Origin of the sequence: Microcoleus sp. Pol12B4, assembly GCF_036701385.1 — a bacterium.
Lineage (GTDB): Bacteria > Cyanobacteriota > Cyanobacteriia > Cyanobacteriales > Microcoleaceae > Microcoleus.
On sequence record NZ_JAUBQR010000014.1, the window covers coordinates 40,299 to 51,360 of the forward strand.

An 11,062-nucleotide genomic window follows, 5' to 3' on the forward strand; every position below is an offset into this window, starting at 1 on the left:
TCCAGCGAGTCACTGGACAAGTTGTAATTATTCTCTGACAAAAGCGCAACCTGGTGCGCTTTTAGAGCATTGCCTCTAGTAGTTCAATAATTTCTTCTATTTCGTCTCTATCCATCTCGCTGGCAATTTTGAGAATTTTCTCTTTATGGTTAGCTTTTGTCCCAATGTTCCCGGTGTTGAGCTTGCGGCCGCTCTTGTCAGTTCGCTCACTTATTTCTGGCAAAAGTCCCTCTGACTGTAAGTGCTTACGGTGCTTGCTAACAGTGGGTGTGCTTACACCGCAGAAATCGGTAGGGGTGGCGACTATTTTTCCGACGGTCTTCTAAATTTTTTCCTTCGGCAAAGACTTAAAAGCCCGTCGGAAAAATCCCGCTAGAGGTTTAAGCGAGAGACGTTGCTGAATACAGGTATGAATGGAAGATTTCCTAATTGCTATAAGCCAAGTATGGTGAGTTTTGTAACATCAAGCGAAAAGTTGATTCATACCGTGAATCAGCAACGCCAGCGAGAATCACCCCAATCCCCCCTCATTCCAAAAATTTTTGCTAGGCGGGGATAACCGTAAATCAGCAAAGCCACACCTTTTTTATAAAGGAGAGAAAAGTTTAAAAATTTTGCTAAGCGGGACAACCGTAAATCAGCAAAGCCACACCTTTCTTATAAGAGGCACGAAAATTATTAGCTTTTGCTGGGCGGGATAACCGTAAATCAGCAAAGCCACACCTTTCTTACAACAGTCCGGACAGTTTTCAATAACTAACGGCAGAATGCGAGTTCCAGCCTTCTCAGTGAGGTCAAATGCTAACTGTAGAATAAGGGTTTCAGCCTCTGTCTCAAAAACTATCCGGAGTATTATTTCTTATAAAGTTTGTATAAAGGATAGAGGATAGATAACTCTCAATAAACCTGTCATGGTTATATGAAGAAACACGCAAAGCAGAAAGACTTTGAATGTTTGGTAATTTAACTGGTAACAACTATGAGAAACCCTTTCTCGCAAGCACACGCTTTGAAAGTTATCGTTTTGCTATTGGTTCCCTGGTACTGGCTGCCATCGGCTCCTGTACCCAACCAATGTTTGAGGACTTGACTAAAGTTGGGGTTGGAGCTTATATCGGGCTGTACATCTCTGCAGCAATCAAAGATTGCGACCGCGATAAATCGCACCGTTAGGCGGGGATATCCATATTTTCTAAGCCTTCTAAGCCAGAGACTAGAACCGCTAAGGTTGTTGAATAGTGTCAAGCGCGTGACACAGGAGTTTGTTGTTCCCAAGAGTTAAGACGTGTAAGACGCTTTCACTTAGGACAAAGCAATTTTACCCCCTAAATTTTAGGTTTTTAAAACCGTGTTTCTGCAAGTTGGAGGAGCAGTCCACAGGTTTTAAAAAATCCAGACTATGCACAAACTAGCTGCTCGGAAAAAAGTTTCTGTTCTGGGAAAAAGTTTGGTGTTCGGACATCCTATGGGAACTGTTTCGCGCTTGCATCGGCGATTAGTATTTACAAGACGACCAAGCATAAGGAGAGCAAAAATGAAAGATAGATTTTTTGATGAACCGTCACTAGGAATAGGTATAAAACTAATTGGTCAAATTGCTGATGAACTTAGTTATACCCACACTTATGAACGTCGCAATTGTCTTTCAATCGTTAAATTTTTTCAACCCATACTACCTCAAAATAAACTTCAACTTGTTGGTTTGAAGCCATCGAGCGATGTTTTGAGCATTTTTAACTGGTTGAAAGAGCAAATACAGCAATTTCCAGGTTTATGGTGTACGGTTGCAAGGGTTTGTCCACCATTTTGGTAAGTGCTTGGGATTAAGGTGTACTATATTTGGCTGGAATCTGCTGTAACTAGCCCATCCGATCGAAATTGTAACCAGCTACTGCAAAGACTCACTATCGAGCTTAATAGTGATATTGCTACTGTTAGTCAAGTTTTGTGGTGGGTGGAGCAGTTAGATAATCTACCAATTCCCGAAACAGTTTTGCAGCTTTCCCGACTGGCGGTGGTTGAAGGGTTTATCCTCGCTGTTCACCATCACAAAGATATGCCGTCAGACACTTCGATCGATCTTTCGATTGCGGTATTTAAGGAACGTCTTGAAATCAAAATTTGGGATTGGGGAAAGCCTTTTAACTTCCAGGCTAAGTTGAACGAAGAGTTGAAAAAAAAAGATCCGTTCGGTTTGAACGAGATGGGATTTGTGGTTCAGTAAATCCATATTTTCCCGCCTAGAGCATGGAAGTGTTGCCGCTACGTCAGGATATTGGTATATTCTGAGCCAATACCCAAACCCCTACAACTTCCCTAAGTCTACTTTGTTACTCTTACCGTTTCCATAAACAGGCATCAAGAATAATGTCTAGACACCTTGTGCTGTGTTGTGTATTCTAGAGAAGTTCCCACTTGTTGGGGACACTAATTTAATGAAAGCTCTCCTGGCTAAAAAAAGGTCCATTACCTTATTAGCGTCCTCACTTGTTAGGAATACTAATTGGCTAGAAACTTTCGCCGCCTAAAAGCGACATAGCTTGTTGGCATCTCTACTTGTTAGGGAAAAAATAAAGAGAAAAGCTCGGATAGCCTATGTGGCAGTCTGGGCTTTTCATTTTTTGCTCAGTAGGGAAAAAATTAGGTGATCGGAAGAGAGTTAGGTATTTCTAAGGGGCCTTATAAATACCTAACACCTGAAACTGCTAGAAGTTACCTAAAGAGTTATGTAACCACTATATGTAACCGCTAATTATCTACCAATCCACTGTGTCACGCGGTTCAGCGTCAGAAGTATTCTGCTGTTGGGGCATTATAGTGCCAGCGCCGTGAAGCCGAGCAACGCCCAATTATTCTTCCGTGATTTGTCATCATCCGTAAAGTAATTGTGGTCAAACCAACGGAAACCAGGTTTTTTTCTCACCGACCCGTCACGCTTTGGCTTGCTTATGTACTCATCGTAGATCTGATTAACTCTTTCCACAAGTTCATCGTGTTTGTAAATATAGAAATCGTTTGTGCCATTGTCGTGCATATTTACCAGAACAACATACAAATTGTCGTTATTCTTTTTTGAGCTCATATTTGACCCGAATTTCCAACCTTGTGTATTGGCGATTGCCATAGTTTTGACTTGAATCGAGATTGTTCTTTGGCCGAAAGTATCCGAAGCCAGAACATCAAAAACGGCGTTATTCTTTGGCGTAACGAGTGCCAAAACTCCACGTCGGCACAATTCGGCACAAACGTAGTATTCACCTGCGACACCAATGAGGTTTTTCGAGAGCATGGGCATTGCTAATTAGGGTAATTTTCCTACTCACTCCAAGATCTTGTTATAGGCGGGTATTCCATATTTTTCCGCCTAGGACTTGAAAGCATTGCTACTACATCAGGATAGGCACATATCCTGATAGAGTAATCTTTAAGTGATTTCAAGCGCGTGACACAAGGCTTTTGTTATTGCCAATAGTCAACCGGGTGGCCGCTATTTTTTCGACGGTCTTCTAAATCTTGTTCACTTCGGCAAAGACTTAACAGACCGTCGAAAAAATCCCGCTAGGGGTTTAGGCGGGGATATCCATTTTTTTGTTTGTTAATTGGGTATCACGCAACCCGGTCGAGCGAGCGAGGAACGCGGCAGGGGGGGGCAGTCAGCCGTAGCTCCCCCCCTGCCTCCGGTTAGCGATTGATATTTGCGTAAAAAGCTTGAGGTCGATTTACAATCAGGGTTGATGGCACAACCGCGCTGACAATGCGGGGCGATCGTCCTTTGCCACTATTGTCCTTTTGAAATTCAGAGGTAAGAGTGCCATGATTAAATTCCTTCCTGGTAAAGTTAAGTTTTTATTGGTCACCATGGTTGTAGTAGGAATTGGAAATCCAGCAACGGCTGGATCTTTTACACTGGATGCCCAGACAAGCGATATAAACAAGTTGGATTTGGGAATATTTGCTAGCGGAACACGTTTAGATGTTAAATTGTCCGGAACGATTTCACTAACTACTCTCTCAAGTTTTAATCCAGACGGTTCAATGGAAATACCAGACCCTGCAGCCATTTTCTCCTTTGCTATTGCAGGTGCATCTGGATACCCAACTAAGTTTGGTGGTGATGGAATTAACCACTTCGCAGGTGGGGGCTTAAATTACGATGTTCTAGCTTTCATTTTTAATATTAACCCATTCGGAATTGCTGGAAAAGAGACGACTGATACAAAAGATCCAGATGCTATTCGTTTGGGTTCTGTTGTAGGTACATTCAGCAAAAATCCATCTCGAAATGATTGGTTTTTCATCGGATTAGGACGTATACTCACCGTGCCTAAAGATGGCTCTCATCTATATGTTGCAGTTAACGATACTTACTATTTTAATAGCACGGGAGCTTACTTAGGCACGATTGACATTATTCCACCATCTGAACCAGTCCCAGAACGTAAGCGTTCAGGGGGTGCAAATAAGACGAAACACGCCCCCCAAAATAAAGTAATAAAATTAAGCCGCCTTCAACAACGCAGAATCATCAGAACAAGTAGTAACTTCTTGAAGCAAAGAAGGCGTGGTTGTACCACCACTAGGTAACGACTGGTTATTAGTGGTTACACAAAGAATTATGTAACTGTCAATCTTCCCAAAATCCCTCAAATCTCTGCGGTGCTAATTGGTTGTATCTCACAGTGTGGTGAATATTGGCGTGTCCTAGATAATCCTGTATCGCCCTAGTATCTATCCCCTTAGCCGCCAAATAATACCCGCAGCCGTGCCGGAGCATATGGGGATGTACCGGAAATAGCAACATTGCTACTTCCCCAGCTTTGCGAATTAATTTTCTGGCCAGGACTCAAAGAAGCCTTTTCGTGACACCAATCCGCAAATGTCCGTCCACTATCGCCCCGTTATTTCTGCACGACCCATGAGGAAGGTTCATTTCCACTATTTTGCGACTGACTCGATACCACCAACAGGAAAACCAGGATTAATAAAATCATAGGGAATAACCTTTGTAGATTTTTATATATTTCCCCATCTAAAACTTGAAAGTGCAGAGGGTACGTCAGGAAATTGAACTATCCTGATGTAACTCCAAGGGGTTCAAGCTCTAGGCGGAAAAATGTGACTTATGGGGCTTGTCCTGTAAGACTTGTACTATTGTTCCCACAACTGTCCGGAGCGTTGGTCTTACGCAAGGAACTCTTAAACATAAACACTCTCGACTCTGACAAGCTCAATTGATTGTTGCCGAACATCACCAGTCAGAGCGTGGACGACCTCAATAAGTAGCTGTCACCCGCTGCGATAAACCCAAGTACACGCTGCTTATCTCAGACATTCATGGTGATTCCACCTTATATGATTAGCGACGTGCGTCGTTGGTTATGGCTTCTTCTTTCTTCCTAAAAAATATCCCTCATGATTCTTTACGAACCTGACCACATAAATCGTGCTCTCAATCTGGCTAGCAAACTGAACGAGCAAGCCGCAGACATCACCAGCTACAGCGAATTCAAATTGGGGGGAAATACCCCTATCCCTACTTGCACGGATGCAATACTGACGATCTGGGGTCACGGCGGACCAAACACCTTCGCCCAACAGACTCCGGCTGTCCTGCAAACTTTTATATCCGCGTGGAAGAAGACCAACAAGCAACTCACCACCGTGGATATTGTGACTTGCGATGTGCGCCATGTGCAGAACGGACAGAACTCCTATATCGACCAGTTGATGCCGCTGCTTATCTTAAGTTCAAAATTGCTGGTGAAGATCAGGACTCTGCCACGTGGCGGATCGGATGCGACCTGGTCCGTGCTGTACGCTTGCGAGGAACGCAATAAAGACGGCTACTATTTTGTAGCTGGCACTACAGAGGAAGCGATGAAGAAGGGGGAGGATGTATTAAATGATGCTGAGAAGCAAGTGTCCGGCACCCCTGCTTACAATTCGGCTGACAAATTTATGGCTGCCCTCCGGATAGCTGAGGTACTGAACAACGAGGCAGCGAAGAAGGGAAAAGTAGAATATGTATCGAGTAGCGGTTCGCTTACGAAATTGCGTGACGCACTGGTGCTTGTGACGACGTACGTCGGTAAGGACAGGAAGATAATAGCAGTGCCGAGTATGTTAGGACGCAACCAGCTTCCTGCCTTGAACCACCTACTTGCAGCCGCGCGTGCGTCCGGGGGTTCTATGACAACACGCAGCCAGCTTATTACACTGAGAGATATGCTTGCGACCGCGAACTCGCATCCGTTTGGACTCCACGCCTCCCTAGCCCTGGGGGCAGACCCCCCGCCCGCTACACTATTCGATATGCTGCACACTGATACGCAAGCTCCGTCCTCCACCGTGGTCGCCGCTGTATCGGTGGATGACATTAAAGACCCTACGCTTAACGAGCAACTATATGACGTAATGATGCTCACGTCGTTCATCTCAGTGGCAGCATCGCGTTACCTGTATCAGACAATCTACAAGGATCGTAAACCCGACATCACCACGCCGGCTGGCGCCTCCGAGTTCGTAAAAGCCATGGCTAACGCAAAGAACTTCATCCTTACCAATGCCATGGGGGGCTATCTTTCTAGTGAAAGTCTGCTCTCGCGCTCGTACACGCAGAGTACCACCTCTGCAGACCTGCACATGGAGTTCCTGGCCACGCTGTTTCAAGGGTTCAACTTTCCCCCAGCTACGATCACTGAGTTAGACTCGGTCTTGACTTCAGTCACGAAGAACATCAGCGACCTCAAACTCAGTTGGTCGGATCAGAACTCGACTTTGGATCACATGGTCTTCCTTTACTACTTCGACAAAGTCATGGGTACCGAGATCAAAGTGCCTAAGGTTCGCATCTACTTCCTGCACATCGACCAGTCTTCGTGGACGGCGTCGGTTGGGAAGTCCTCGGTTAGCCACTTTAATTTTAATATGAACTTCATGGACGGCATCTACCCTATGGACGTCATAAACACCGCGACCGACCGTGACAAGATCAAGAAGTTACTGACAACCTTAACTGGTCAGAGCATGGAGGACCTCAATAAGTTGCTGTCACCCTCTGTAGTGAATCCAAACCCGACGTGATTCCACGTCTTCAAGGCGATTCAGCCCAATGGTATGACTAAGACAGATGTAGTTCCAATGGGTTAAACCTCTAGGCTAGGCGGGGAAATTTGAGTCTCCTAATGTAGCATCAAGGGTTACAAGCTCTAGGCGGGGGAATAGTGTTATCCCCGCCTAGAACAAGATTTTGGAGTGAGTCGGAAAATTACCCTTTCCCTGTCTAAACCCCTAGCGGGATTTTTTCGACGGGCTGCTAAGTCTTTGCTGAACTGAAAAAGATTTAGAAAACCGTCGGAAAAATAGTCGCCTGCCCGTCCGGCGAAGAGGACACTCAAAGTCGTGTGTCACGCGCTTGAAATTATTTGATGACCTTAGCATTAGCAGTTCCAGGCTCTAGGTCAGGATACGCTCAGCAATTGTTTAAGGTTGCGGTGGCTGCTGATTTCTTGGATTACCCGAAAGGGGATACCCACATTACTCATCAATATTAGGTATTAGGCTTGTCCGCCTCAAGCTGTGGATGCTAGCACCGATGATATTTGCCTGTTGTAAGGCATTAGAAAAAATTTCTGATGCCGATTCCATGTTGATGTTTTTAGAGCCTTCAAGAGCAGGAAACAGGTAAATATCATCGGTTGGTTGATAGGCGGCCAGTATCAGCCTTAGCTCTTCAATTACTGGGATGGTGCGGGTTACAAATTTTTTATTGGTGGGGATAAGAACCTCTGGCAGAACGGAACCATCAAGAGCGTAATAGTCTCTCACCCGCAAGGTACAAGCTTCCTTAATTCGTGTCGGCGTGTAGAGACAAATGCCGAATAGGGCGCGATCGCGCGGTGTCTGCAAGCCTTTGGAAAATAGTAACTTGATTTCCTCTTGGCTCAATGCTCTAGGGTCATCTATCTTTTTAACAAGTGCTAGTAAACCTAATATCAAATCTAAGCTTGATTTAGAGTAGTTTTCCAGCAATTTACCAGTGCTATCGAATACATTGGACAACGGTCCGTAAAGAAATTTCGGGAGAAGTGTATTGGGATACAGAGAGACAACTTCTCTCAGCCCGTATGACGGAACAAACTGTTTTGTATTGAGTCCAGCAACTACATCGTTGTAATAACAGATGAAAGCATAGGAAACTGTTATTAGTTCATCCAATCCTCTTTTTTCAATGGATTTTATGATATTCTGAACTCTTTCCACATCAAGTCGGTTTACTAAACCCGCGTCGTAAGCAGTAGATATAGAAACCAAGAGAGAGTCTAGACCTGTCATCCTTTATCCTCCAATATGGGAAGTAGTCGTGAACCACTATAGTAGGCTGACAAAGCCGACAGTAGTATTGATTTAAGGTAGTCAAAAAAGAAAATAATTACAACTTTACCTTTTCTCGCAGTCAATGGCACTCTCGAAGAACTTTTTGACTAGAATGAGTTGGATTGTGACAGTTGCTCCGGGGGTAACGGCACAGCAGACAATTCATCCTGTACGTTGGGGAATCGGTATTTCCCAGCCTAAGACTTGAAACTGGTAAGGCTAGGTCAGGATATGGAAATTTCTGATTTTTATTAGACTCTCTAGCTTTTAGAAGTGGGGTGTCATTTCCAGGCAATAGTGTATTAAGTATCTTGGCAAACAAACCAGCCCCAACAATGTAGCTTTCGATAAAAAAGCTATATTGTTGGGGAGATATAAAGCCTAGAAGATAGTTGAAACTATCACCCTGGGTTTATGTAATCTTCTGCCGAGAGTCCATCACACGAAAAAGGGGTAACCAGAGAGCGTAATTCAAGAGCTTCATCCCTCAATGTGTCAATTTATATAAAAACTGTCCGGACTATTGAATGAGGAGTTGGAGATTTTGAATGTTGAGGCGCGGGGTTGGAGGAAACAATTGCTGAGAATGTAGCAATGCTTTTAGAACAAAACTTTTAGAGATAAGGCATTGCAGGAAATAAGGAGAAGGAAATCAGAAACTATATGAATACAGGCAATTTTTCACTATCTATAGGTGACATTTCTGGAATTATCCAGGCGGTTGGAGTTGTTGTATCTCTCATCTATGTGGCTATACAGGTTCGAGCTAGTACGAAAGCTATAAAAGGGGCTACTTATCAATCAATTATTAGTGTGTATGCAGAAATTGAAGCCCGGATTAGCCAAGACTCAGAATCAGCACGCATCTATCGGCTAGGTTGTGACGAGCCTGAAGCGCTAGAAAAAGATGAAGCGCTAAGGTTTAGGGAACTTGTTTGTAGCATTTTTAATTTCTATGAAAATCTCCATTATCAATATAAAAACAATTTATTAGATGAAGTTTTATGGCAAGGTTGGTCTAATTACCTGAGAATTAAATTGGAGTATCCAGGAGTAGCGAAGTATTGGAAAACGAACGGAAAGCTTTATAGTAAGGATTTTCGGGAATATGTGAAAAGGAAATGTCTCAGACCTGAAAACAAAGTTTAATCTAGTGGTGTCTAAGGAAGCTCAAGAGATTTTTGGCGCTCCCGACATCGAAGTGTCAGAGGCCCTAGAAATCAAGCGGGACGCATATCCTGACCCAGGGCTTAAAAGCACTACACCTAGGCGGGGAGAACCCTATTTCCCAGCCTAGAGCGCCAGTCCACTAGAAGGAGTTGACACTAGACGCAGAATCTGAGTGGTGGAGAATCTCTCTATTTTTGATAGAAGTTTAATAACCTGACTGTTTGACATAAGCGTTATCAGTCAATAAGGGAACACAGTTGCTGATATTAAACGCAGCCGCTAGCTCAATATCTGTGGTGAAGCCTTTAGCAACCAACTCTTTACCCGAACTACATTTTTTCAATGCTGTAACGAGATCATCCTGCCAATGGCGAAATACTGCCACAGCCGCTTCTGCCTCCGGTGACAATCGTCCATCTAGATGCGAAAGAATGGCACCCGCTCCAATTAGGTCTTCCAGAGCGGGCCGTAAACTCCCATCAGACCACTTCTCACCAGCAGGGATAATAGCAATCCTAGTCCCGTGCGCCATCGCAAACTGTGCAATTGTCTCACTGTTTCGCAAACAACCGGCTAGTGTTGGCTTTGACCCTGTGTGTAACGTTAGAAAGGACCCGTTAGGTGAGGGTAAGACGAGCCTCGTGCCAGCAGGAATATTAAGTAGTGAGGAAGGGGCAAGGGAGTAGCCATAACTGGGTCGCCGTTCTCGACTGGCTAAACCAGCATTGACAAGTTTTGCATAATCAAGTGCTGATTCATCTCGCCATTGATAGGGAAAGATAATTGCGCCATTGTTCGTAGCAATTTCAACACTGGTTGAAAAAGAGAGGATATCAACAATAATGATCACGTCACTAATCGGTGCGAGTTGGGCAACCCCCTGAAATCCCCACTCGCAGCGAAGTTCAAACTCTGATTGGTTGAAAATCATGTCAGTTGTGTAACTACGTTGCTTTGTCCAATTTTCCCAGTCTAGGGCTTGAACCTGGTACGACTCGCTCAGGATACTGCCGTCTCCTAATTTTTGCTGGCTTTCTCCATCAAACAAAAATTATTGCCACAATAAAAAGAATTCTACCCAGAGACAAAAGACATGAAAGAATTCTACCGAGAGACAGGAGACAGGACGCGAGGCGAAGCAATGCGAGAAATTGAGCGGGCAGCCAAAAATAATTTGACGGAACTAAATTTGTCGATGTTGGACTTAGAGGAATTGCCGCCGGAAATTAGCGAATGTACGCAGCTTGAGAAGTTAGTGGTTGCAGCATACCAGCCAAACAAGTTTGAAGCAAAGAGGAGATATGGGATAGCTAAGTTTCCTGATGCTGTTCTTAAATTAACCAACTTAAAAATTCTTATGCTCAGTAACCATGGGATAACCGAAATCCCAGAGGAGATCGGGCAACTATCCAATCTGACAAAGCTTCACCTCGGTAAAAATAAGTAGTCAAACAAAATTAATTACACAAAAAACTAATATGATATAATAAAAAATATCAAGGTGTGTTCAAAGAGG

Annotated in this window: 12 protein-coding genes; 7 read left to right on the forward strand and 5 right to left on the reverse strand. The window is 44.0% G+C overall.

What is annotated here, in order from left to right:
* Nucleotides 1-61: 61 nt before the first annotated feature.
* Entirely contained in the window at nucleotides 62-223 is a 162-nt protein-coding gene (locus QUA38_RS03875) for a hypothetical protein (RefSeq protein WP_333159370.1), read from the reverse strand.
* Nucleotides 224-951: 728 nt separating this feature from the next.
* On the opposite strand from QUA38_RS03875, the gene QUA38_RS03880 reads away from it, so the two are divergent.
* The 3 genes from QUA38_RS03880 (at nucleotide 952) to QUA38_RS03890 (ending at nucleotide 2,224) form a co-directional block, all read left to right on the forward strand.
* The gene (locus QUA38_RS03880; protein WP_333159372.1) at nucleotides 952-1,173 is read left to right on the forward strand and encodes a hypothetical protein; all 222 of its coding nucleotides are present in this window, start codon (nucleotides 952-954) and stop codon (nucleotides 1,171-1,173) included.
* A 226-nt stretch (nucleotides 1,174-1,399) separates the two neighbouring features.
* Entirely contained in the window at nucleotides 1,400-1,813 is a 414-nt protein-coding gene (locus tag QUA38_RS03885) for a hypothetical protein (protein WP_333159374.1), read from the forward strand.
* Nucleotides 1,814-1,828: 15 nt separating this feature from the next.
* Nucleotides 1,829-2,224, forward strand: coding sequence for an ATP-binding protein (locus tag QUA38_RS03890; RefSeq protein WP_333159376.1), 396 nt, complete (start codon nucleotides 1,829-1,831; stop codon nucleotides 2,222-2,224).
* A 588-nt stretch (nucleotides 2,225-2,812) separates the two neighbouring features.
* Here QUA38_RS03890 and QUA38_RS03895 read toward each other — a convergent pair.
* Nucleotides 2,813-3,289, reverse strand: a complete 477-nt coding sequence (locus QUA38_RS03895; RefSeq protein ID WP_333159378.1) for a hypothetical protein — start codon at nucleotides 3,287-3,289, stop codon at nucleotides 2,813-2,815.
* A 524-nt stretch (nucleotides 3,290-3,813) separates the two neighbouring features.
* On the opposite strand from QUA38_RS03895, the gene QUA38_RS03900 reads away from it, so the two are divergent.
* A complete protein-coding gene (locus tag QUA38_RS03900) occupies nucleotides 3,814-4,584 on the forward strand; it encodes a hypothetical protein (RefSeq protein WP_333159379.1) in 771 nt (256 codons plus the stop codon).
* A gap of 40 nt (nucleotides 4,585-4,624) precedes the next feature.
* Here the strand turns inward: QUA38_RS03900 and QUA38_RS03905 are convergent, their stop codons facing one another.
* Nucleotides 4,625-4,840, reverse strand: a complete 216-nt coding sequence (locus tag QUA38_RS03905; RefSeq protein WP_333159391.1) for a tyrosine-type recombinase/integrase — start codon at nucleotides 4,838-4,840, stop codon at nucleotides 4,625-4,627.
* A gap of 572 nt (nucleotides 4,841-5,412) precedes the next feature.
* Here QUA38_RS03905 and QUA38_RS03910 point away from each other — a divergent pair.
* Entirely contained in the window at nucleotides 5,413-7,083 is a 1,671-nt protein-coding gene (locus QUA38_RS03910; RefSeq protein ID WP_333159381.1) for a hypothetical protein, read from the forward strand.
* 453 nt (nucleotides 7,084-7,536) lie between these two features.
* On the opposite strand, the gene QUA38_RS03915 is transcribed toward QUA38_RS03910, so the two are convergent.
* Nucleotides 7,537-8,334: a tyrosine-type recombinase/integrase gene (locus tag QUA38_RS03915; protein WP_333159383.1), complete on the reverse strand. Its 798-nt coding sequence runs from the start codon at nucleotides 8,332-8,334 to the stop codon at nucleotides 7,537-7,539.
* Nucleotides 8,335-9,039: 705 nt separating this feature from the next.
* On the opposite strand from QUA38_RS03915, the gene QUA38_RS03920 reads away from it, so the two are divergent.
* The gene (locus QUA38_RS03920; protein ID WP_333159385.1) at nucleotides 9,040-9,525 is read left to right on the forward strand and encodes a hypothetical protein; all 486 of its coding nucleotides are present in this window, start codon (nucleotides 9,040-9,042) and stop codon (nucleotides 9,523-9,525) included.
* Nucleotides 9,526-9,751: 226 nt separating this feature from the next.
* Here the strand turns inward: QUA38_RS03920 and QUA38_RS03925 are convergent, their stop codons facing one another.
* Nucleotides 9,752-10,594, reverse strand: coding sequence for a 2-phosphosulfolactate phosphatase (locus tag QUA38_RS03925; RefSeq protein ID WP_333159387.1), 843 nt, complete (start codon nucleotides 10,592-10,594; stop codon nucleotides 9,752-9,754).
* Nucleotides 10,595-10,639: 45 nt separating this feature from the next.
* Between QUA38_RS03925 and QUA38_RS03930 the strand changes: the two genes are divergently transcribed.
* Nucleotides 10,640-10,993 (forward strand): hypothetical protein, encoded by a 354-nt coding sequence (locus QUA38_RS03930; RefSeq protein WP_333159389.1) that lies wholly within the window; start codon nucleotides 10,640-10,642, stop codon nucleotides 10,991-10,993.
* The last annotated feature ends 69 nt before the right edge of the window (nucleotides 10,994-11,062 follow it).

What these genes read in the sequence shown, in the direction of transcription:
- QUA38_RS03880 (WP_333159372.1), top strand. Translation starts at nt 952, where the DNA reads ATGTTTGGTAATTTAACTGGTAACAACTATGAGAAACCCTTTCTCGCA.
- QUA38_RS03885 (WP_333159374.1), top strand. Translation starts at nt 1,400, where the DNA reads ATGCACAAACTAGCTGCTCGGAAAAAAGTTTCTGTTCTGGGAAAAAGT.
- QUA38_RS03895 (WP_333159378.1), bottom strand. Translation starts at nt 3,289, where the DNA reads ATGCTCTCGAAAAACCTCATTGGTGTCGCAGGTGAATACTACGTTTGT.
- QUA38_RS03900 (WP_333159379.1), top strand. Translation starts at nt 3,814, where the DNA reads ATGATTAAATTCCTTCCTGGTAAAGTTAAGTTTTTATTGGTCACCATG.
- QUA38_RS03910 (WP_333159381.1), top strand. Translation starts at nt 5,413, where the DNA reads ATGATTCTTTACGAACCTGACCACATAAATCGTGCTCTCAATCTGGCT.
- QUA38_RS03915 (WP_333159383.1), bottom strand. Translation starts at nt 8,334, where the DNA reads ATGACAGGTCTAGACTCTCTCTTGGTTTCTATATCTACTGCTTACGAC.
- QUA38_RS03920 (WP_333159385.1), top strand. Translation starts at nt 9,040, where the DNA reads ATGAATACAGGCAATTTTTCACTATCTATAGGTGACATTTCTGGAATT.
- QUA38_RS03930 (WP_333159389.1), top strand. Translation starts at nt 10,640, where the DNA reads ATGAAAGAATTCTACCGAGAGACAGGAGACAGGACGCGAGGCGAAGCA.